Source organism: Marivita hallyeonensis (assembly GCF_900129875.1).
In the GTDB taxonomy this organism is placed as follows: Bacteria; Pseudomonadota; Alphaproteobacteria; order Rhodobacterales; family Rhodobacteraceae; genus Marivita; species Marivita hallyeonensis.
In genome coordinates this window covers 1-22,209 of the sequence record NZ_FQXC01000011.1, presented here as the reverse complement: position 1 = coordinate 22,209, position 22,209 = coordinate 1, and the positions used below count along the sequence as shown (strand labels likewise).

The following is a 22,209-nucleotide window of genomic DNA, read 5'->3' as shown; positions in this document are numbered from 1 at the left end:
GCCTTTGGCGCAGGCAGCACCTATGAGCAACCGCCTGCGCGCGACGCATCACGCTGGGCAGGGGGGCCTTTATGACATCCGACGAACCATCCAGACCGGATGTCGTGGTGACATCCTACACCCCGTCAGTTGAGGCGCGCCTGTCTGTGCCAGCCGTCCCGCAGGATGTTCCCTCCGGTGAGCAGGGTGCAGCCAAAGCCGGGGCCTTGGCCAATGTCGCAGCCCGGCTCAAGGGGACCGGTACCGCCAAAGCCTCTGCCAAGAAGAGCTCTCATTCAGGATCATCGGTCATGACCAAACGCCGCAAACTCACACCGCTCAAGCGGTTCGAACGCTACTTTTCGGCGATCTTCAAACTGGGCCGGACCGAATACATGGCCAAGGACGCCAAGAAACGCATCACCCATGCCGAACTGCGCATGGATGATATCGAAGGCGAACTGGGCCGCTTTGGCCGCGACATCCGCGAGATCTGGCGCTCCAACGAGGAATTCCGGCAGACGCTCGATGGGCAGGGGCCGAAAGGTGCGCGGCTTATGGACGACATCACCCGCACCGCGCAGCGGATCGAACAGCACCACGTGCTGGTGGACAGCGTGGTGCACGAACACCGCAGTGAACGGGCGCATTTGCTGAACACCCTGCACTCCGAGACCGCGCTGATGGCGCGGGTCTTCGCCGATCTGTCACGTCGGGTCGATGCGATTGCGGGGCAGGGTGGGGTAGGGGCCATACCCGACACCGCCCCCCGCACCGCGCTCGATTTGCCGCCATCGGACGGGTTCGACGCCTTCAAGGACAGTTTCTACCACCGGCTGGAGAACCGCTACCGCGGCTCGGTCGAGGAGATCGCCGACCGGCTGCGCATCTACCTGCCCGACGTCGAGGCCGCGGTGATGCGCACCGGGGGCAAACCGGTCATGGACATCGGCTGCGGGCGCGGCGAATGGCTGGGCTTGTTGAAACGCGCGGGGATCGAGGGGTTCGGTGTTGACACCAACGCGGTGCAGATCGAAGCCGCAAAGGAGCAGGGGCTCGACGTGCGCCTCGGCGATGCGCTGAAAGCGCTGGCCGACCAGCCCGACAACAGCCTCGCGCTGATTTCCGCCCATCACCTGGTCGAACACCTGCCTTTCGATGCCGTGGCCTGGATCGCCCGCGAAGCGCAGCGCGTGCTGGCCCCGGGTGGGGTGCTGATGTTCGAGACGCCTCACACCCGCAACGTACTGGTCGGCGCCACCACGTTCCACACCGATCCAACGCATCTCAAACCGATGCCGGAACAGGTGCTGACCGTGCTCTTCGACACCGCCGGGTTCGATCCCGTGGAGGTGCGCGCGCTCAACCCGCACGAGCGGTTCAAGGAATTCCTCGACGCGCCCGATTTCAACGATGAGCTGGCCTTCCTGCTGTTCGGACCGCAGGATCTCGCCGTCCTCGGGACCAAACCCGGAGACAAAGACGCATGAGGATCGGCGTTCTTCGCACGCAGGTGCCCTTTGTCCATGGCGGGGCCGAACGCCACGCGGCCAATCTTGTCGCGGCGTTGAACCAGTACGGCCACGAGGCGACCGAGATCACGCTGCCCTTCAAATGGTATCCCGGCGAGGTGCTGGCAGATCACATCCTCGCGGCGCGCATGCACGACTTGTCGGAGTTCGAAGGGGTGCCGGTGGACATGGCCATCGGGCTCAAGTTTCCGGCCTGGCTCGCGCATCACCCGAACAAGCTCTACTGGATCCTGCATCAGCACCGCGCCGCCTATGACCTCTGGTCCACCGGCGATGCCGATCTGATGCACGACCCCGATGGCGACGCGCTGCGCGCGCTCATCCATGCAGAGGACCGCGCCGCCTTCACCGCCAGCCCTCACCCGATCTACGCCAATTCCGGCAACGTGGCGGGGCGGCTCAAAACCTATCTCGATCTCGACGCCACACCGCTCTACCACCCGCCGCCCAATGCCGAGCGGCTCTGGCAGGGAGACTACGGCGATTATCTTTTTGCGCCCGGTCGCATCAACCCGTCCAAGCGCCTCGAACTGATCCTGCGCGGTCTGGCCGCGACGCGCTCCAAGATCCCGCTGGTCATCGCCGGTGTCGCCGAGAACCCCGGCTACCAGCAGGACCTGCACGCGCTGGCGCTGGAGCTTGGGATCGCCAACCGCATCACATGGCTGGGCCGCGTCGATGACGAAACCCTGCTGCGCCACTACGCCGAGGCCCGCGCGGTGGTCTTTGTCCCACAGGACGAGGACTACGGCTACATCACGCTGGAGGCGATGCTGTCCGGCCGACCTGTCATCACCTGCACCGACTCCGGCGGTCCCCTGGAATTCATCACCGACGGCATCGAGGGCCGCGTCACGGCCCCCAAACCCGCTGATCTTGGTCAGGCGTTCGAAGAGGTCATGTCAGACCCCACCGGAGCAGAGCGCATGGGGCAGGCGGGTCTTGCCCGCTACACTGACATGCAGATCACGTGGGAGCACGTGGTCGACACCCTCGTCGGCCGGTCCGATCAGCAAGTGCACCCACTCCCTGTGGAGGAGGGCACCTCAGCGCCCGAGGACACCGCCACAGCGCCTGCTGAGGCCCCGCCAGAGCTGTCCCCGCAGGAACAGGCCGTCCAGACCCTCACAGCCGCCATAGCGCCGCCCTCGGCCCCCGAGGACCTGCCGTTTGCCAATATCGAAGAGGTTCTGGCCGCCTACGCCTTTGATGAACTGCCGGGCCTTTTGGGCGACCACGCGCCGCCCATCGACACCGGCCTCGCCAACTACCTCGGCACCCACTGGACGCGGTACATGACGACGCTTCGCGCGCTCGACGGCATTCCGGTCACCTCCGCTCTCGACGTCGGTGTCTTCCCGCCGCTCGTCTTCCAGGCGCTGCTGGCCAACCAGTTCCCCGGCATCCGGATGGCGGGCCTCTGGGAAGGCCCTGATCCGTACGTTCAAACCGTACGATCCGTACAAGAGGGCGCTTTCCCCGGCTTTGACATTCGCCTCGAGGCCGTAAATTCCGAACGCGACCCGTGGCCTTACCCCGACGACAGCTTCGAACTGGTCACGGGGATGGAGATCCTCGAACACTTGGCCCTCGACCCGTATTTCTTCTTCTCCGAAGCCAACCGCGTGCTCAAGCCCGGCGGGCATATCCTGTTGACAACACCCAATATTGTCAGCCACCGGGGCGTGTCGAAGATGCTCAACGGTATTGCCCCCTACTCCTTCGGAATCTTCGTGCCTTCAGGCGGCGTTTACGGCCGTCACAACCGCGAACATGGGCCAAAAGACCTGCCGGATCTGGGTCAGGCGGCAGGGTTCGAGACGGTTTTGATCCGTACGGTTGATGTCTACGACCGGACGATTGACCCCAAAATCGCCGAAATGCTGGTCGAACGCGGCGATGATCTGACCCTGCGCGGCGAGACGATTTTCTACCTCGCCCAAAAGGCCAGCGCCCCCAAAGGCCTGCCCAAGCGCTTCTACCACGGCGACCCGACCCGCATGACCGGAACGCTGTCGGTGGCCTCTGTTGAAAGCGCCACAGGCCTGACACGGATCACCGTTCAGAACGGCTCGAACCAATGGTGGTCCGTGGGCGGTGATCACGCCACCTGCATCCTTGCCGAATGGATCGACGGGGCAGGGGACCTGCGCCATCAGCACCTGATGCAGCCCATCACGGCCCCAATCGCGCCCCACAGCGCCGGCGAGATCGCGCTGCGACTGGACCCCGAAGGCATCCAGGACCAAGGCACCTTGCGCCTGCACCTCTACCAGTCCGGGGTCGGCACCATGACCGGATCAGGCCGTGCGCCCACGCTCACGCTGCCCTGTTCGCAGGACGCCTTCTTGCGCGTCGTGAAATCCACCCCGCTGCCGGGAGACGTCACGTGAAACCAAAGGTCCACTGGATCTCGCCCATCCCCGAGGCGACCACCGACATCGCTCATTACACCTACCGCATCTTGCCGGAACTGGCCGAGGCCACGGATCTGACCGTCTGGACCGACGCCCGCCACTGGGATCGTGCGACCGAAGCGTTCTGCCCCGTCCGAAAAATCAACCCTCACGAAACCCTGCCCCGCGATTTCGCCAAAGCAGGTCATGGCGACGGCCCGGACGTGATCTTCATCCATATCGGCAACTCCTGGGCCTATCACGCAGGCTTCCTGACACTGGCCCGCCGCATCCCGTCGATCATCGTGCTGCACGATCTGGCCATTCAGGAAATGCTGCACGATGCCATGCGCTTCGCAGGCTTCCCGCGCGACATCTACGAGGCGGAAATGCTGCGCTGGTACGGCCCTGAAGGTCTGGCCGCTGCGCAGGACGTGCTCTCCCGCCGCTCCGGCGCCAATGTCCTGTCGGAGACCTATCCCGGCTTCCACCTCTGCCTCGACCACGCCGCCGCCGTGCTGTCGCACACGCCTGCTGCGTTCGACGCCGTGAAAGCGACCGGCATTGTCCCGGCCTACCAGCTGGACCTGCCCTTCCGACCCTCCGCCAGTGCACCGTCAGCAAAGCGCGCCCCGGACGGCCCCTTGCGGCTTGTCCAGTTCGGCCATATCGGCCCCAATCGTCGCCTTTGGGAGGTGCTCGAAGCGCTTGGTCCCCTCAAAGGTGAGATCGACTTCAAACTCGATATCATGGGCAATGTCTGGGACCGCTCGGTTCTGAGCGAAAAGCTCGAACAGTTCGGCCTTGAGGCCCATGTCCAAGTCCACGGCTTTGTTCCTGAACCAGACCTCGACGCAGCCCTCGCGCAAGCACACCTCGTCTTCAACCTGCGCTATCCCACGATGGGAGAAGCCTCCGGCAGCCAGCTCCGCATCTGGAACGCCGCCGCCGCTGCCGTGGTCACTGATCTGGGCTGGTATGGCTCTCTACCTGACGACACGGTGTTCAAGATCCCGATCGACGGAGAAATCCCAGCCTTGCAGGATCTGATCCGCCGCGTGAATGCCGACCGCACCCTGGGTGAAACTCTCGCCCAGACCGGCCGCACCCGGCTGGAAGACCGTCACAACCCGGCGCTTTATGCCAAGGGCATCGCCGAGATCGCGCAGCACTTCCCGGAAGACGCGGCCAAATCCCTGCAAGCGCGCCGTGCGCGAGAGACCCTCGCCAAGGTGCCGCATCCTGCCCCACTCTATGACGCCGCTCTCAAAAAGCGGCTCTGATCTTTCTCAGTAAACCCAGACGTTTCCATCCTGCAGGTTCAAGCATTCAGGCGTACAGATGTCCGCCTTTGGGTGTTAATATGTGTTAGAGTCGTGTTAAGCCCCTTTAAAGGCCACTTTTTCGAAACAATCTCAAAGTCTTGCCAACACCCCCCGTGTGTAAAGTGGTGATTCTGCGTGTGTAAAGTGGTGATTCACCGTGTGTAGAGTGGTGATTCCCTTTTTGCCGAATCATTCCCGCTGAAAACCGCCCAATAACCCTTTGAGCCGACTCATGTTTTCCGGTCCAAGCGTGTGTGAAGTGTCGAAGGCCGCGTGTGTGAAGTGTCGTTTTTGCTTGGCGTGTGTGAAGTGTCGTTCTAGAAGGGGGTGTGTGTGAAGTGTCGTAAGGAGCTGCCCCTCATGAGTACCCCACCCGCAGCCTATCCGCTGCTGCCCGACCGCCATCCGCAGGGCGACTTCTTCGTCTGTGACATCCTCGATGCCGCCCCCAAGGGTGACATGGGCTCGATGGAGCATCCGATCTTCTCGCTCAGCACCAAACCCGACACACGCCCCCGCCGCTACGAACACAACGGCGCCACCGTCGAGATCAAACCCTCCGTCGACGGGCTGGCCACCGTGCATGACCGCGATGTGCTGATCTACTGCATCTCAAGCCTCATCAAAGGCATGAACGACGGCAAAGAACCCCAGCAGGTGATCCGCTTTCAGGCCGCCGATCTGCTCAAGGCCACCAATCGCATGACGACGGGACGCGGTTACAACCTTCTGAAGGCGGCGATGGAGCGTCTGGCCGGCACCCGCATCTCCACCAATATCACCACCGGCGGGCAGGAGATCTTCGAGACCTTCGGCCTCATCGAACGCGCCAGGATCGTCCGCGAAACCCGCGACGGGCGTATGCAGGAGGTTGAGGTCAAACTCTCGGACTGGGTCTTCAACGCGATCCGCGCGCAGGAGGTCCTGACGCTCTCACGCGAATATTTCCGCCTGCGCAAACCATTGGAGCGCCGCATCTACGAACTGGCGCGCAAGCATTGCGGACGCCAGAAGGAATGGCGCGTGTCGATGGCGGTGCTGCAGAAGAAATGCGGCTCGGGCTCTACCTTGCGCGAATTCCGCCGTCTCGTGCTCGCCATCGCCAAGGAAGACGAAGAGTACAACCACATGCCGGATTACCAGATCCGCATCGATGACGAGAAAGACCAGCTCTGGGTCCGCTCCCGCGGCACGGTCGGGGCCGACCCCACCGAGGCGGTCGACATCCCTCCGCTCGATCCGGATGTCTACGACATGGCCCGCGCCGCCGCCCCCGGCTGGGATGTGCACGTCATCGAAGCCGAATGGCGCGCCTGGGCCAGTACCAAACCCCGCAACCCGGAAATGGCGTTCCTCGGCTTCTGCAAGAAATGGGCGCAGCAGCGGGGGAGCGCTTAGCACGGCTGACGTTCTTCCTTGCGAGGACAGCCGAAGGCTTGATGAGCAGAAATCAACACCGGGTTAATAGGTCCGATGCGGTCCCAATGTTTCGCGCGCGAAACACTTTGCTAACAGAACCCTAATCCGCCAGAACCGCCAGCACGTCGCGCCCCACGTCTTCCCAAGAGCGCAAATCAGCCTCGGCAATCCGCGCCTGCAGCACGCTGCGATGTTCGGGATCGAGCAGCCGCAGCACCGCCGCTTCGATGCTCTGCATCGACGCCGGATCGCAGTACGCCACCAGTTCTCCACCCACCTCTGGCATCGACGCGGCCTGCGACACCACCCCGGTTTTGCCATAGCTCAGCCCTTCGCCGATCGGCAGGCCCCAGCCCTCATATAGGCTGACTGTCGCGGTGAAGAGGCAGGTCCGGTAGAGATGGTCCAGTTCGTGATCACCCGGCGCATCCAGCCAGATCACCCAGCCACCCAGACCACCCGTGCGCTCCAGAATCGACAGGAATCCGCCTGTCAGCCAGCCGCGCTTGCCCGCCAGCACGAGGCGCGGCAGCTCGATATCCGTTCGCTGCGAAAGCCGCGCCCAGACCTGCGCCAACCTCCAGAGGTTCTTGCGAGGCTCGATGGTGCCGACGCAGAGAACAAAAGGCAGCGTCGCCGCCTCATGCACCAGCGGATCAAGAGCCGGGGCAGGGCGATCCGCGACATGCACCCCAGCCTGTGCCAGCGGTGTGACATGTACCGTGCCTGCAAGCCCCTGCTGGTCCAGAAACGCCCGCAGATCTGCCGCCGTCGCTTCGGAATTGGCAAGATAGCCGCTCACATACTCCGCCGATCCCACAAGCCAGTCATGGTAGCTGCGCGCAGCCCGTGGATCGGCCATCCCGGGCAGTTTCATTGGAATGAGGTCGTGCACCAGCATGTACACCCGCACGTTCCGCTCTGCCGCTTGGCGGAAGGCCGAGAGGACCTTGCCGCGCCCCCAGATCGCTCCTAGCCCACAGAGCGCGTCGCCCGGTTGCGCGACTTTTTCGAACGGCTGCACGGTGACGGCCGCCGCTGCGGATCGGCGTCCGTAGAGGTGCTGCCAGCGGCGAAAATCGAGACCCCGACGGTCGAAATACCGCGACTGCCCCCGCGCCCCGGCAAGCCGCATCCGCGCGATATGAACCGCTTGCTTGACCGGTTGCCCCGTGTAGCGCTGCAGAAAGATTTCCGGGATGTCGGGCCGCCGCATCCGCACCCCGAACGCCCGTGCCAGACCTGGGGCATCGAAGGTTTCAAGTGTGGTCAGCAGATCCTCGGCAGGGCAGGCGACGTAGCTTTTTTTGACCGGATGGTAAAAACTCAGAAACACATCCCGTCCGCGCATCCGCACGGCTTCGGCAATGATCTTGACAGCGGCTCTCTGGATGCCGCTGACCGAAGCATGCTCGCGGATATAGGTGACGATGTCGCTGACATCGAAAAAGGTCTGGGTCATCGCGTTCGCCTGCACGGTCGTGGTCGTTCCGCGTGTTATGGCAAGTGGTCCGCGAGATCCATCACGGTTCCGTTGCGGCACACGCAGGGGACGGTGCCTAGGCCACAAATTTTTCACCTTTGAGAGATCAGGTTTCTTATTGCGACCATCTTTACGCCGAAGTTGGCCGGTACTTATGACAGGTGAAAAATCTGCCCTGCACTACCGCTTTATGGAAAACCATACGTTTTCATAACCCTGGGCCAATGGGGACTTTGTCTTGGGACGCGAACGCACATCCGATGGCTGTACCGACGGTTTAGAAATCCTTAAGGGATTTCGGCGACTGAATGTGTCTGCAGCGCGACCAATACAGACGGATCCCACTTTGACCGACACAGACCTTATGCTGCAGGTTCGCATGAAATCGCCGACAAGGACTGCCGACGCACTTGAAAAAAAGGCGTTTAATGGTACCACGGTATGTAGTGAAAAGGGCGGCGAGAACCGCTCTCGGTTGGGTTATGAGCGGGTAGCGAAGAGAGCAGACGAAATGGTTCGCGCATCACGCGTGAAACCGGCGGTTTTGACAGATAGTCCAGTGATCCGAACGCACGGGTCCACTCACCACGTGGGTCGCGATCATTCCGGCGTCCCGCGTGACGCGATCCGTGGGGCGGGTCATGGGAACAGTGCCCTGCGGAAAAACATATCTCGGTAGGAGACAGAAACGTGAGCAATTCATCCCCTCAAGGCCCTTTGGTCATTCTCGGCGATGCGCTGATCGGTGAAAAGCTTGTCGCGCGCCCCAACGGCGTCTCGGATGCGGATGGGATCAACTTTTCGACGCAGTCCTTTCAGTGGCTCCGTGACGGCCAGCCGATCTTCGGCGCCACGAACCAGACCTATTTCGTGAGTTCCAGCGATGCCGGCTCACGGATCAGTGTCGAATACAGTTACACCGACGGTGGCGGAACGCGCGAAACGGTTGTCAGCAATCCCGAACCAGCTGTGCCGAGCACCGGCTCCGGCGGCGGTGCACCGACTGGCCCAGTCATCATTCCTGACTCCGATCCCGGCAATTCCGTTGGTGACCTGCTGATCCTTGGCGAAGCCCTCGTTGGAGAGAAACTGGTTGCCCGCCCGAACGGCGTCACCGACCCGGATGGCATCAATTACGCGACCCAAACCTTCCAATGGCTGCGCAACGGAGAGCCGATCTTCGGCGCGACCGGTCAGTTCTACGAAGTGGGTGTTGCGGATCAAGGTACGCAGATCAGCGTACAGTGGAGCTATTTTGACTTCAGTGGCGTGCAGCAAACGCTTGTCAGCGATCCAGAACCCACTGTGCCGGGTGGCACCCCCACACCGCCGCCTCCGCCGCCGCCGACCACCCCCACTGTTCCAACCGAACCAACCGTTCCGACGACACCAACAGAGCCGGTGACACCGCCGCCGACGCCGGAGCCGCCTGCCGAATTCGTGAACTCGGTTCCGATCGGACTTTTCTACATCCTGGGTTTCCCGCGCGAGGGCACGACCATGATTGCGCGCACCGACTCGGTGTTCGACCGCGACGGCTTTGATCCCGACACGGCCACCTTCCAGTGGTTGCGCGACGGTGAACCGATCCCGGGTGCCACGGATGTCAGCTATGTTGTCTCTGTGGAAGATCGCGGCGCCGCCCTCAGCGTTCAAATGAGCTATGTCGATGGTATGGGAACGCTCGAGACAATCGTCACGGACGAAGAGCCGCCCGTTCCGTTCCCCGCGGGTGAAGAGCCAGAGCCGATCGTGGACAGCGGTGGCGGATCCGAGCCGCGCTCCAGCGGTGTGCTGACCGGCACCGAGGACAACGATATCCTGACTGCGACGGCAGAGTTCGGGCGGATCGACGGGCTTGAGGGCGACGACATCGCGCTCTTCGCTGGAGAACTGACCGACTATACCCTCACCTTTAGCCCTGACGGCGTCACGGTCACCGACCGCACCACCGACGGTCTGGGCACGATTGAACTCGACAATATCGAGCGGATCGGCTTCGACACCGGGCTGCCGGTCTTCGGCGACGCAGTCGATCTGACGCAGTTCGGCGGTCACGCCGGGCTTGACGCCGACGCGTTTGAGTCCTTCGTCGAGATGTATATCGCTTATTTCAACCGCGCGCCCGATGCGATCGGTCTGGCGTTCTGGGGCACCGCCTACGCCAATGGCATGTCGCTCGAGGCGATCGCGAACGAATTCGCGAACCAGCCCGAAACACTAATAGTATATCCTGAAGACGTAAGCAATATTAGGTTCGTCGCTGACGTATACGAGAATGTATTTGGCCGGGCGCCCGATATTGATGGCCTGCGTTTCTGGACTGATGCGTTGAACGAAGGCGAGGTTGGTCGGAGCGAGTTCATCATGACGCTGCTGGGTGGCGTGCAGGATGGCAGCGCCGACCGCGCGTATCTCGATCAGAAAACCGATCTGGGTGCCTATTTTGCCGTGCACAAAGGCATGTCGAACACCGACGATGCCGCCGATGTGCTGGCGCTGTTTGATGGGACAGGAGGCAGTGTGCAGACGGTGGTCGATGCCATTGATGCGCTCTACGCTGCCTCGCTGGATGCCGAAAACGGCGACTTCCTGATGCCGCTTGTCGGCGTGCTGGACGACCCGTTCGCGCTCTGATCCACCACCGACCGGGCGCTCCGGTCACGCATAACAAAAGAACCCCCGGCGTCCAGGTGACGGTGGGGGTTTTTCGTGTCCGGTCGTGTAGATTACCTCGGGTCATCGGCAAGATAAAGTCAGGAAATCAAGACCTTTACAACATTTCAAACAGCCCGGCACGATGCGTGTATCGTCCCAAATCATGTGTAGAGAGTGCGCTTCATGTCCCCTAATTCTGCCACGGGCACCGGTTCGGAAGACACGGAAACCACAGCCTCTGCGTTCCGGGCTTTGTCCTTGTCAGGACCGTATGAAACCATCGTCTACTCGGTCGGTCCGTCCTCTGCGCCGAACGAGGTCTATGCGCTTCGGGACGGACCGGACGAATTGCTGTTCACCACCGATGGTCACAGCACGACCTTCATCGAACCCTATCGCGGTGGCTTTTCCTACATCGCCGAAGGGGTGCGCTATGCCTATGACAGCAACGGGCTGACCAACCTTGTCGACATTCTGCCGGATGAGCCGGAGTTCAACACGCTCGGCAGCTTCGGGTTCGCGTTTGAAGACGGCTTTGTCTACGCGCTCGGGTTTGATACCAACTCCTCGGTCTTTTTCTACGAAAACGGCGCGACCACGCGGCTGACCGAACCGACGACCAACGTATTTCTCAACAGTGCCTTTCTGAGCGACGAAAACGGCGCCGCCTTCCCGGGCGGATTTGCCTTTGGGGGGGCTGCCGGGTTTCAGGACAGCCCCGATATTTTCCTGTCTGATGGTACGCCAGTGGGCACGGTCAGTTTTGGGCTGTCTCCGACCAATTTCCTTTCACCGGCAAAGGATTTCGTAAAAGCTGGCGATGTGGTCTATTTCATCGCCGAGACGTTCGAGGGATCACAACTTTACACGTTGGACCGGATCGAAGAGCCGACCGAGGCAGTGCCCGCGACCGCGCTTGATACGGTGATCGACATCGAGGCGTCGGACACGACCGTGTTCATCAGTGGGGCGCTGTCGCAGGATGATCCATCGTTTTCGGGTAGAACGGGCATCTACACGTTCTCGAACAACGTTTTGACCGAAGTTGTCGATCCGACATTGAACAACATGGCCGCGGACGCCCCCGGGGCACGCCCCGCGTCGCTGACGGCGTTCAACGGGGGTGTGTTGTTCGATGCGCAGTTCGATAGCCCGCTTGGGGCTGACGCAAGTCTGTACTTCACCGACGGGACAGCGTCCGGAACCATTGCGCTTGCCAGCGGCACCGACCTTGCCGACGTGTCAGACATTCGCGCGGGCAACACGGTGGCTTATATCAGCGGCTTCACCTCTGGCTTCCTGCCGACATTCCTCGTCACGGACGGGACACCCGAAGGCACGCGCCCGGTTCTGAACCCCGAGGGCGATCCGGTCTCGACCAGCGTTGCAAGCACGTGGACGGTTCTTGGCGATACGGCCTACGTCATCGATTTCTCGGTTTCGCCGCCGCAGCTTCTCGAAGTGGCCGCCGACGGAACAGCCACCGTGATCGCCACCGGCGTGAGCGCCGTGGGACTGTCGGGACTGAACCTGAACGGTGAAGGCGGCGAGGGCAACACGCCTACGCCCACGGATGGACCGGACATCCTTGATGGCGGCACCGGAGCGGACACCATCGACGGCGGCCCGGGCAACGACACCATCACGGGCGGCCCGGGCAACGACACGTTATCGGGGGGCGATGGCACGGACACGGCGGGGTATTCCGGCGGGCAGGGGGATTACACGCTGCAGATCACGCCGGACGGGATCATCCTCGATGATCGGCGTGACGACGCGGACGGAACCGACACGCTGACCGAGTTCGAATTCCTCGACTTCGCACAGGGCAGCTACTTCGACACGGGCGATGGATCCCTCACGCTTTTCGACCTCGAGCAATTCGCCGATTTCGCAACGTTGCAGCCGGACGACTTCCGCACCTTTGTCGAAATCTACATCGCCTATTTCGACCGTGCTCCGGATGCGGTGGGGTTGTTCTTCTGGGGCACCGTGTTGGCGCAAGGCGCGCGTACGGTGGAAGAGATCGCCGATGAATTCTTCACCCAGCCAGAGACGCAGGCCACCTATCCCGACCTCGCCGACAACGTGGCCTTCGCCAGTGCGGTCTACGAGAACGTGCTGGGCCGCACATTCGATCAGGCAGGGCTCGATTTCTGGGTTGATCTTCTGGATCGCGACATCATCACCCAGGGCCGCTTCATCCTCGATATTCTCGAAGGGGTGGACGCCCCGCCGCCATCGGGCGCCAGCGCCGATTTCATCGCGCAGCAAGAGGCGGATGCCGACTACCTTGAAAAAAAGACCGATCTCGGCATCTACTTCTCGGTCGTGCTGGGCATGAGCGATGTGGACGACGCGCAGGACACGATGGCGCTTTACGACGGCACGGACCCCAGCATCACCGCCGCCCGCGCCGCGATGGACGAAGACTATACCGAGGCGCTCGACCCGGCATCGGGGGAGTTCCTGATGCAGCTCGTCGGCGTGTTCGACCAGATCGGCACCCTATAGGTCGGGGATGCACGATCCAAGGCCCATAATGTGATGGATTGGATGCCCCTCCTGCCGGTTCATACTGGAACCGGTTGAGAAAGAAGGAGGGAGACCCATGTCAGAGCTTCATATTTTAGGCGTAGATTTGGCCAAGCGGACGTTCGCGGCCTGCGGTACGTGTAATGATGGTTATGTTATATTCAGGAAGAAACTGACCCGATCTCAGTTCCAGAAAATGCTGTCAGACCTGCCGCCTTGCATTGTTGCCATGGAAGCATGCAGCTCGGCTCACCACTGGGTACGCATGGCCCGCGCTGCCGGTCATGACGTGCGCTTGATCCCACCGCTTTACGTCAAACCGTTTATAAAGCGGCACAAGAACGATGCCATCGACGCTGAGGCGATCGCCGAAGCAGCCTCCCGACCCTCGATCCGAACGGTTGCTGTGAAGGATGAAGATCAGCAAGCGCAGGCGGTGATTTTCCGCACACGTGAACTCTTCGTGCGCCAGCGCACGCAGCTGATCAACGCGGTGCGAGCCCATCTGGCGGAGTACGGGATCATCTTGCCCCAGCAGCGTCGCAACGTGCACGCCTTCGCATCACGGTGCCGGGCCGAATTGGACGCAGCGCCCTCTGACGTCGCGAACACCGTGCAGGCGTATCTGCGCCAGATCGAGAGTGTCGACACGGAGGTTGCCGCGCTTGATGTGAAGATCAGGAAAGGGGCGCTGCGGAATGAAAAGGCGCGACGCATGCAAACCATGCCGGGTATCGGCCCCATGTCAGCGATGGCCATTCAAGCCTTTTGTCCACCGACGGAGAATTTCCGCAAAGGTCGGGATTCTGCAGCCTGGCTTGGATTGGTGCCGCGACACTGTTGTCTCGGTTTTATACCTGCATCTCTGCCGCAAATCCCTCCAGGCTCTGTTCCACCGCTGTCAGGATATCCCTGACCTGCGCGGCGGTGATGATGAGCGGCGGGCAGAAGGCCATGGCGTCCATCATCGCGCGGGAGATGAGCCCGTTCTTGAGGAAGTGCTTGTTCATCGCGGCGCCCAACTGTCCGGGATTGAAGCCTTCTTCCCGGCCCTCCGGCGCAACAATCTCCAGTGCACCGATCAGGCCCACGCCGCGCGCTTCGCCGACATGCGGGTGACCTGCGAAGCCGCGAAGCCCGGCCTGCAATTCGGCTCCGCGCTCGGCCGCATTGGCGACGAGGTCTCGCTCCTCGATGATCTTCAGGTTCTCCAGCGCCACCGCAGCGCCCACGGGATGTGCACCGCCGGTGTAACCATGGCCCAGCACGCCGATCCGGCCCGCCTCATCGGCGATGGGTGCATAAACCTCTTCCGTCATCATGAAGGCCGAGAACGGGAAGTAGGAGGAGGTGATCTGCTTCGACAGGGTCATGATATCGGGCCGGATGTCGAAGGTTTCAGAGCCGAACATCTTGCCCGTCCGGCCAAAGCCGCAGATCACCTCATCGGCGATCAGAAGAATGTCGTACTTGCCCAGAACCGCCTGGATCTTTTCCCAATAGGTGACGGGAGGGACCACCACACCGCCGGCCCCCATCAGAGGCTCCGCGATGAACGCCGCGATGGTGTCGGGGCCTTCCGACTGGATCATCGCGTCGAGGTCTTCAGCGCAGCGGGTGGCGAAGTCTTCCTCGCTTTCGCCGTCGCGCCCCTCGCGCCAGTAATGCGGGCAGGTCGTGTGCAGGATGCCATCTATGGGCAGGTCGAAGGATTTGTGGTTGTAGGGCAGCCCGGTCATCGAGGCCGACGCAACCGTTACCCCGTGATAGCCCCGGATGCGCGAGATCACCTTTTTCTTCTCGGGTTTGCCGAGCGCGTTCGAGCGATACCAAAGCATCTTGAGGATGGTGTCGTTCGCCTCGGATCCGGAATTGGTGAAGAAGACCTTGCTCATGGGCACCGGCGCCATGCCGATGAGCTTTTCAGCCAGGTCAATCGCCGGTCCGTGCGAGCGATGTGCGAAATTGTGGTAATAGGGCAGCTTGGCCATCTGCTGCGTGGCGGCATCGATCAGGCGCTGTTCGTGAAAGCCCACGGCGACGGACCAGAGCCCCGACATGCCCTCGATATAGCGGTTGCCCTGTGTGTCGAAGACATAGATGCCCTCGCCCCGGTCCATGATCAGGGGGCCCTGCTCCTCGTGCACACGCGGGTTGGTGTAGCTGTGGAAGTGATAGGCGATGTCGCGGGCTTCGTCGGAATTGGGGCGCAGGTCCATGAGGGGTCTCCGAAGGGATTTGTGCCAGCTAGCGGGATTGCAGTGGGCCTTTCAAGCAGGTTTGATGGCGCGACACAGAAAGGTCTGCCATGAACGCCTATTTCGACCCGCGCCAGCTTGACCATGCGCCCGAGACCTATTTTCGCGGTGGCGCGCCGATGCCGCATCCCGAACAACCCGAGCGCGCAACGCTCCTGCGCGCCCTGCTCGAGGAGATGGGCGTGCCGGTGCTGGCTCCGAAGGATTATGGGCTGGACCCGATGCGGACTACGTGGCGTTCTTCGCGGATGCGTATAATCGGTTTCGGGCGGAGTTCCCCGAGGGCGCGTTGGGTAGCACAGCACAGACCTGCAGACCCTCGTTATGAACGAGGGTCCACCGGGGGGGCAGGTCAAATCCTTTATCCTAAGGACAAATATTCGGCATCTTCAGAAGGTCGGTATGTCGTTTTCAATGGGTGAAACTGAAATGCCGATAAGCGAAGCGAGAGCAGCAGTTCCGTCAATAGTCCCATCGTCTTGTATTGCGCCCGTGATGGTCGCAGCGTTGGCAGCTTCTCCTGGAGCTGGAATAATGGTTCCAAAGGCATCCGCTGTCTCGGTATAGCTCTGCGAGGTCCCCGCCATTGGGTCAATCGGTGTTCCACCGAATACAAACTCAAAGCTGGCAGGGTCGCCTAACAACGTGACAGTATTATCATTGATGGTGAACTCAACTCCATCAGCAAGGAAGAGAGCTTCTGAAACGATTATACCTGTAGGCAGATTGATGATACTAGGATCGTTGTCAGTGATTGTGACGTCTGCACTTAGAGAGTTCAGAATTGTGTAAGTGTCTTGCCCGCCAAAATCTAAAAACACATTCGTTGTGCCGTCCACATTGATGTTAGAGTTTCCGCTGTTGAGAACGGTTGTAACAGGCGCTGGATCTGGATTCGGGTTAACAGTGCTTTCACCAGGATTTGTGATCAGGAAGCTTGCGCCGATATCAAGCCCCTCACCTGGATCGACACCTGCGGTCGGACCGCCCGAGACGCCCAGATCAGCGGCAACACCTTCCAGAGTGGCAACAAGCACACCGTCCACCGAGATGGTTAGGTCATTCCCGGAAGCGCCCTGCTGGATCTTCTGACGGTCTGCCAGTTCATCAACGTCAAACTCAGCCAGAGCGTCAAAACCAATCAGCCCGAGCTTGTCTACACCAACTTCGAAATCCTCAACCACACTTGCGGTCACGGTCTCTGGCCCTTCTGCCGACACGCCATATGAAAGAACGAACAGGTCTTCACCAGCACCACCGTTGAAGGTGTTGCCGTTGACGCCGACAAGGAAATCAGAATCCGCCGTACCGGAGATGGTCGTACCCGCGGCGTTGATCTCGACCGCTTCATAACTCATTACCAACTCGGTGCTGTATAGCGTCGCTGGCTTGATGTCTCCTTTGACATAGAAAGCCACGTCGAAATTGTCCGTCATGTTCAGGCCATTACCGGACACGGTGCCCGAATTGTTCTGCCAGCCGGCACTGATCGCCAGAGGTGAAATCGGTGTCGCCCAGTCAAGCAGATTGATGACGGTTTGCGTTTCGGCCCCGACTTCGTATTTCTCTTCGCCATTCTGAATTGGCAAAGGATCACTCGGGTCTTCCGGGATGACCACGCTCGGCAAGTCCTGGCCGTATTTGTCAGGTTTCAGACGCCAGCGAGGACCTGTTTCGTAGTCGCCGCCCGGTGTCAGGACCGGTTCGAACGGCTCGCGATCCATGGTCGTGTACCAGGCGTTGGTAAAGCCCTGTTCGAGATCTTTGGACGTGGCCCCGATCTCCTGCAGGATTGTTGCCGACAATGTGCCCGCAAGCGCGGAATCCCGCAAAATGGTGCCGGCAGGGTACAAGGTCCCATCGCCCGCATAATAGTCATCGGTGGATTCCCAGACGGTTCGACCGGTTTCGCCGTTGTAATTCTCGACAATCTGATAGGTCGGCAAGGTCCCGATGGCGGATTCGTTTTCGTAATCCTCCGGGCGGATCTGGTCGTTGGGGTTGTTGGTGATGGTGTGATGCGTTGCCAATTCCGCTTCCGTGATGCGGAACAATTGCTTGAGGCCCGACCCCGCGTCGGTGAAGTTGAATTCTTCAGGTAGCGGCAGTTCGACCTCAATGCGCACATCGTTTGGGCGCTTGACTGCGGTCCCCCAGCGATAAAGCAGCTTGCCGTCATCCTTCATCGTGACCGAGTAGTCATTGCCGTAGGCGATGTCGTATTCGATCGTGCTTTCATTGGGGTTCAGCAGATCGCGGATATCGACCACGCCGTCTTCGTTGGCATCCGTGACGCCATAGGTCGTTTGGTCAGCCAGCAGAACCCGGACATATTGTTCGTTCCAGAGCGGGTTCTGACTCAGCAGGATCAGATCGTCGTCAAGTTGATAGACCGCGCTTGGGTCTTCGGGGAACATCTGGTCCGACAACACGTTCTGCATTGTCACGTAATGCTCGGTCGAGGCCTTGACGGTATTGCTGCCAAGCCCGGTCAGCCATGTCCCCAAGACCGCGGGTGTCTTGAACACGTCCGTCGGCGCATCCGACACCACGAGCCCGGCCTGTTCCCCGCCGATGGTCAGGTCACCAGCCCAGCCTTCGGTATAGGATCCATCAATGGCCTTTTGCTCGGCCCCCGAGAAATCGGTCACGATGAACCCGAATTCGCTGTCGATCGGATACAACGTGACACCTTCCTTGGTGGTCTTGGTGCCGTTGGCGCCGCTGAAATCGATATAGGTGGCGCCAGGATCGCCCTGCGTGCCGCCGTCGAAAGTCGCAGAGATATCGTCGGTGCTGAAAATATGACTGACCGTATAATCGGGGTCCGTATTTAGCGGTTGATCAAAATCTTGGGCTGTGCCTGGGTCGATTGGCTCTGGCATTTCGCAATCCTCGTTATTGACATGAATTTTGAATGTTTCGGGGTCACAGAAGCATTCAAAATTCATTATATGTATTGTGCGAATGGCACTTTGATTTATGTCAACACGCCCGTAGATCTTCGATAATGGATTGCACGCCGACCGGGTGTATTGAGGCCGCGCTGCCCACGGTCTGACTTGCCGCACGCGCTTTCAATACGCTAGACCGAAGCCAGCCCAACCCCCGGAGGCCCATGTGACCAACGCCGCCCTTATCGTCGCCGCCGGCCGGGGCAGCCGCATGGGAGCGGAAACCCCCAAACAGTACCTGACGCTTGGCGAGCACGCGGTTCTGACCCATACGATTCAGGCCTTTCTCGCCTCCGACCGGATCGACTGTGTTCGGGCCGTTATCCATCCCGAAGACTACGCGCCTTACACACAGGCCACCGAAGACGTTACCGACCCGCGACTGCTCCCGCCGGTGCCCGGCGGTGCCACCCGCGCGGTCTCTGTCCGGTTGGGGCTGGAAGCGCTGGCCGAGGTCCGTCCAACCCACGTGTTGATCCACGATGCCGCCCGGCCCTTCTGCCCTCCGGACCTGATCACCCGGGTGATTGATGCGCTGGCGACGGCCGAAGGGGCCTTCGCCGCCCTGCCGGTGGTCGATGCGCTTTGGCGGACCGATGGCACAAAGGCGACCACGCCTGTCTCGCGTGAGGGACTGTGGCGGGCACAAACCCCGCAGGCCTTTCGCTTCGATGCGATCCTCGCGGCGCACAGGTCCGGGCCGGAAGACGCCGCCGATGATGTTGCCATCGCCCGGCGCGCCGGACTCACGGTCGCGGTGGTCGATGGCTCCGAGGAAAACTTCAAGATCACCCGCCCCGCCGATCTGGACCGCGCCGAACGGCTTCTGGCAGAATGGCAGTCATGAAACGCCTCGTCACTCTCACCGCCCTCGCCCTGTTGCCCACCATGGGTCACGCCGCCTGTTCCGGCGACCTGACAGATCTTGGCAGTCTCAACGTCTTCACCACCGCCACCTCGGAGGCCGTGATCGGCGGGATCGGTGCCAATCAATGCGGGATAGAGGTCACCGACTTCTGCGAAGGGGATCGCTGTCTGGTGTTCTATTCAGGATTGAGCGGATATATCGACATTCGCCGCCTTGTCAGCGGCACGTTCGACCCACCTCCCGCAGAATTCGTCTACACCGTCTCGGACGCGCAGGGCACCGTGACCTTCATGGGCCGCGAACAGCCCTTTGGCATGGACGACGACACCCGCCCGCTGCGCGTGGTGCCGGCGGCGGATCATGTGATGCTCTATCTGCCCGCGCCACTGACCAGCCCGGTCCGCATGACCAGCACCGGCAGTTCCGGCTGGGAAGGCACCCTGCCCGACTGGGCCGGTCTGCCCATCCCCGTCTCGCTCTATCTCGACCAGCTGAGCGCACCGCAGGCCCGGATGGAGCTTTTCGCCGACAGCGACATGGTGAAGATGAACGTGATGCTGTTTCTCGACCGCGACGGTGGCCCGGAGCTCAAACCGCGAGAGCCGTAAGTGCTTGCAAAAAACGCAAGCGCTAACTAATGTGTTCAAATGAACAGCAAGCATCGCAAGACACTGGAGGCGGTTTTCACCGATCCCGTGTCCGGCACACTTGCCTGGGCTGCGATTGAAAACCTTTTGCGTGCCGCCGGGGCGCAGGTGATCGAAGGGCGGGGTTCGCGGGTGCGGTTTGAAAAGGATGGCGAGATCGCAACCTTCCATCGTCCGCATCCCGCCAAGGAGGCGAAACGCTATCAGGTTCGGGATGCGCGCGATTTTCTGGAACGGATCGGGGTCACACCATGACCAACACAATGACATATCAGGGGTATTCGGCCCGCGTTGCCTATGACGACGCAGATCAGATTTTCATCGGTCACATCGCAGGCATTCGGGATCGTATCGGGTTTCATGCCGATACTGTCAGCGATCTGCGTGACGCCTTCCACGAAGCCGTCGATGACTATCTCGAAACCTGCGCCAAGGTCGGAAAAGAGCCGCAGAAAGCCTATTCCGGTCAGGTGATGTTCCGGGTCAGCCCTGAAGTTCACCGTAAGGCTGCGCTGGCGGCAGAGCTCGAAGGAAAAAGCCTGAATCAGTGGGCTGAAGAGGTTCTAGAACGCGCAGCGCAGTGACGCAGATCGGACAAGACTGAGCGGCTTACCCGTAGCTTTCCTTCTGGGCACCGTACATGCCGGCATAGAGCCCACCCTTGGCCATCAGCTCGGCATGGGTGCCTTGCTCCACGACGCGGCCCGCGTCCATCACGTAGATCCAGTCGGCGTGGGTGATCGCCGACAACCGATGCGCCACGATCAGCGTGGTTTTGCCCTGTGACAGCCGGTTGAGCGCTGCCTTCACCTTGTCCTCGGTCTTCTGGTCCAGTGCCGAAGTGGCCTCGTCCAGAAGCAGGATTGGCGACGCGCGCAAAAACGCCCGCGCGATGGCGATGCGCTGTTTCTGCCCGCCGGAAAGCTGACTGCCCTTGGGACCCACCGGCGTGTCGCCCCGGCGGTCCATGAGATCCGCGATCTCGGCTGCTTCGGCCGCCGCGCGCACCTCGTCGTCTGTCGCATCCGGGCGCACGTAGCGGATGTTGTCGGCAATCGAGCTGTTGAAGATCACGATATCCTGCGCCACGACCGAAAAGGACGACCGCCACGCCTTGATTTTCAGGTCCGTGATCGGCACATCGCCGATCCGCACCTGCCCGCCTGTGACGTCGTACAGCCGGGTGAGCAGGCTGAGCACGGTGGTCTTGCCCGATCCGGTGGCACCCACGATGGCGCTGACCTTGCCGCCCGGGAAGGTCATGTTCAGACCCTCAAACAGCGGCTCCTTGGGGTCATAACCAAAGGCCACATTCTCCAGCGCGATGTCCGCGCCCGTGTCAAAATCCGCATGCGCGCCGTCGCGGTCGAAGATCGTCGGTGTCTCTCGATACAGGCTGCGCACGCCGTCCAGGATGATCAGGTTCGCCTGCAACTTGGTGAAGAACGCCGCCAGCGACCGCGCCGGATCGAACACCAGCACGAGCCCCAGCAGATAGGCGATGATCCCCGCCCCATCGAGGCCGAAATCGCCCGACAGCACCATGTAGCCGCCACCGCCAATCACCAGCACGTAGACCAATGCCGCCATCATATCGATCGCCGGCAGCACCAGCGCCTGCGCCGATTGCAACCGGATCGACAGACTGCGGATGTTCTTGGTGGAGGTCACCAGCCGGTCGCGTTCGATGGGCTCCTGCCCCGCGATCTTGACCGTGCGCATGCCCGACGACATTTCCTCGATTCCGGTCATGTAGCCGCCAAGCGCGTTTTCCGCCGTGGCCTGAATACCCTTGATCTTGGCGGAGACACGCTGAAGCAGCAGCAGGATCGTTGGCAGCACGATCACGGCAGAGAGAAACAGCAAGGGCGATTTGTAGATCAGATAGCCCGACACGATGATCACCGTCGCTGCATCGCGCACAGCGTTCACCGTGGATTGCCCGACAAAGGTGCTCAGACCCTGCGCCTGATTGACCAGCCGCAAAATGATTTCGCCCGATTGCGTGCGTTCAAAAAACGCCAGATCGAGCGTCATCAAATAGTCGATCAGGTCACGGCGCAGCTTCATCACCGCGTCGCTGGCCAACCGCACCGACAAGCGCGGGATCAGATAGGAGATGATCGCGCGTGTCGTAAAAAGCCCGAACACCACG

At 61.1% G+C, this 22,209-nt stretch carries 15 protein-coding genes; 11 read left to right on the top strand and 4 right to left on the bottom strand.

The annotated features are described in order from the left end of the window. Positions 1-71: 71 nt before the first annotated feature. From BUA42_RS20225 to BUA42_RS20210, 4 genes are all read left to right on the top strand, one after another. Complete coding sequence (locus tag BUA42_RS20225) at positions 72-1,469, top strand: class I SAM-dependent methyltransferase (protein WP_245819081.1); 1,398 nt, start codon at positions 72-74, stop codon at positions 1,467-1,469. Continuing rightward, positions 1,466-3,904 carry a glycosyltransferase gene (locus BUA42_RS20220; protein WP_072780165.1) on the top strand — a complete coding sequence of 813 codons (2,439 nt, stop codon included), beginning with the start codon at positions 1,466-1,468 and terminating at the stop codon, positions 3,902-3,904. Before BUA42_RS20225 ends, BUA42_RS20220 begins: the two co-directional genes overlap by 4 nt. Further along, positions 3,901-5,190, top strand: a complete 1,290-nt coding sequence (locus tag BUA42_RS20215; protein WP_072780164.1) for a glycosyltransferase — start codon at positions 3,901-3,903, stop codon at positions 5,188-5,190. The genes BUA42_RS20220 and BUA42_RS20215 overlap by 4 nt, the downstream gene beginning before the upstream one ends. Positions 5,191-5,592: 402 nt before the next feature. Beyond that, the gene (locus BUA42_RS20210; RefSeq protein ID WP_072780163.1) at positions 5,593-6,630 is read left to right on the top strand and encodes a replication initiator protein A; all 1,038 of its coding nucleotides are present in this window, start codon (positions 5,593-5,595) and stop codon (positions 6,628-6,630) included. 121 nt (positions 6,631-6,751) lie between these two features. On the opposite strand, the gene BUA42_RS20205 is transcribed toward BUA42_RS20210, so the two are convergent. Continuing rightward, positions 6,752-8,113: a glycosyltransferase family 4 protein gene (locus BUA42_RS20205; protein WP_072780177.1), complete on the bottom strand. Its 1,362-nt coding sequence runs from the start codon at positions 8,111-8,113 to the stop codon at positions 6,752-6,754. A gap of 711 nt (positions 8,114-8,824) precedes the next feature. On the opposite strand from BUA42_RS20205, the gene BUA42_RS20200 reads away from it, so the two are divergent. The 3 genes from BUA42_RS20200 (at position 8,825) to BUA42_RS20190 (ending at position 14,243) form a co-directional block, all read left to right on the top strand. Next, entirely contained in the window at positions 8,825-10,771 is a 1,947-nt protein-coding gene (locus BUA42_RS20200; RefSeq protein WP_143152765.1) for a DUF4214 domain-containing protein, read from the top strand. A 204-nt stretch (positions 10,772-10,975) separates the two neighbouring features. Beyond that, positions 10,976-13,306, top strand: coding sequence for a DUF4214 domain-containing protein (locus tag BUA42_RS20195; protein WP_072780161.1), 2,331 nt, complete (start codon positions 10,976-10,978; stop codon positions 13,304-13,306). A gap of 97 nt (positions 13,307-13,403) precedes the next feature. Beyond that, positions 13,404-14,243 (top strand): IS110 family RNA-guided transposase, encoded by an 840-nt coding sequence (locus BUA42_RS20190; RefSeq protein ID WP_072780160.1) that lies wholly within the window; start codon positions 13,404-13,406, stop codon positions 14,241-14,243. Here BUA42_RS20190 and BUA42_RS20185 read toward each other — a convergent pair. After that, entirely contained in the window at positions 14,179-15,546 is a 1,368-nt protein-coding gene (locus BUA42_RS20185) for an aspartate aminotransferase family protein (RefSeq protein WP_072780159.1), read from the bottom strand. The genes BUA42_RS20190 and BUA42_RS20185 overlap by 65 nt on opposite strands. 428 nt (positions 15,547-15,974) lie before the next feature. Continuing rightward, complete coding sequence (locus tag BUA42_RS20180) at positions 15,975-18,656, bottom strand: calcium-binding protein (RefSeq protein WP_143152764.1); 2,682 nt, start codon at positions 18,654-18,656, stop codon at positions 15,975-15,977. A gap of 49 nt (positions 18,657-18,705) precedes the next feature. Here BUA42_RS20180 and ispD point away from each other — a divergent pair, with 49 nt between their 5' ends. The 4 genes from ispD to BUA42_RS20160 are packed head-to-tail and all read left to right on the top strand — an operon-like array spanning position 18,706 to position 20,638. After that, on the top strand, positions 18,706-19,386 hold the full coding sequence (ispD, locus tag BUA42_RS20175) for a 2-C-methyl-D-erythritol 4-phosphate cytidylyltransferase (protein WP_072780157.1): 681 nt from the start codon (positions 18,706-18,708) through the stop codon (positions 19,384-19,386). Then, positions 19,383-20,015, top strand: a complete 633-nt coding sequence (locus BUA42_RS20170; protein ID WP_072780156.1) for a hypothetical protein — start codon at positions 19,383-19,385, stop codon at positions 20,013-20,015. Before ispD ends, BUA42_RS20170 begins: the two co-directional genes overlap by 4 nt. Positions 20,016-20,054: 39 nt before the next feature. Further along, on the top strand, positions 20,055-20,309 hold the full coding sequence (locus BUA42_RS20165) for a type II toxin-antitoxin system HicA family toxin (RefSeq protein WP_072780155.1): 255 nt from the start codon (positions 20,055-20,057) through the stop codon (positions 20,307-20,309). Then, positions 20,306-20,638, top strand: a complete 333-nt coding sequence (locus BUA42_RS20160) for a type II toxin-antitoxin system HicB family antitoxin (protein ID WP_072780154.1) — start codon at positions 20,306-20,308, stop codon at positions 20,636-20,638. Before BUA42_RS20165 ends, BUA42_RS20160 begins: the two co-directional genes overlap by 4 nt. 25 nt (positions 20,639-20,663) lie before the next feature. Here the strand turns inward: BUA42_RS20160 and BUA42_RS20155 are convergent. Next, positions 20,664-22,209 (bottom strand): ABC transporter ATP-binding protein (locus BUA42_RS20155; RefSeq protein WP_072780153.1); only part of this gene is annotated, 1,546 nt, incomplete at its 5' end.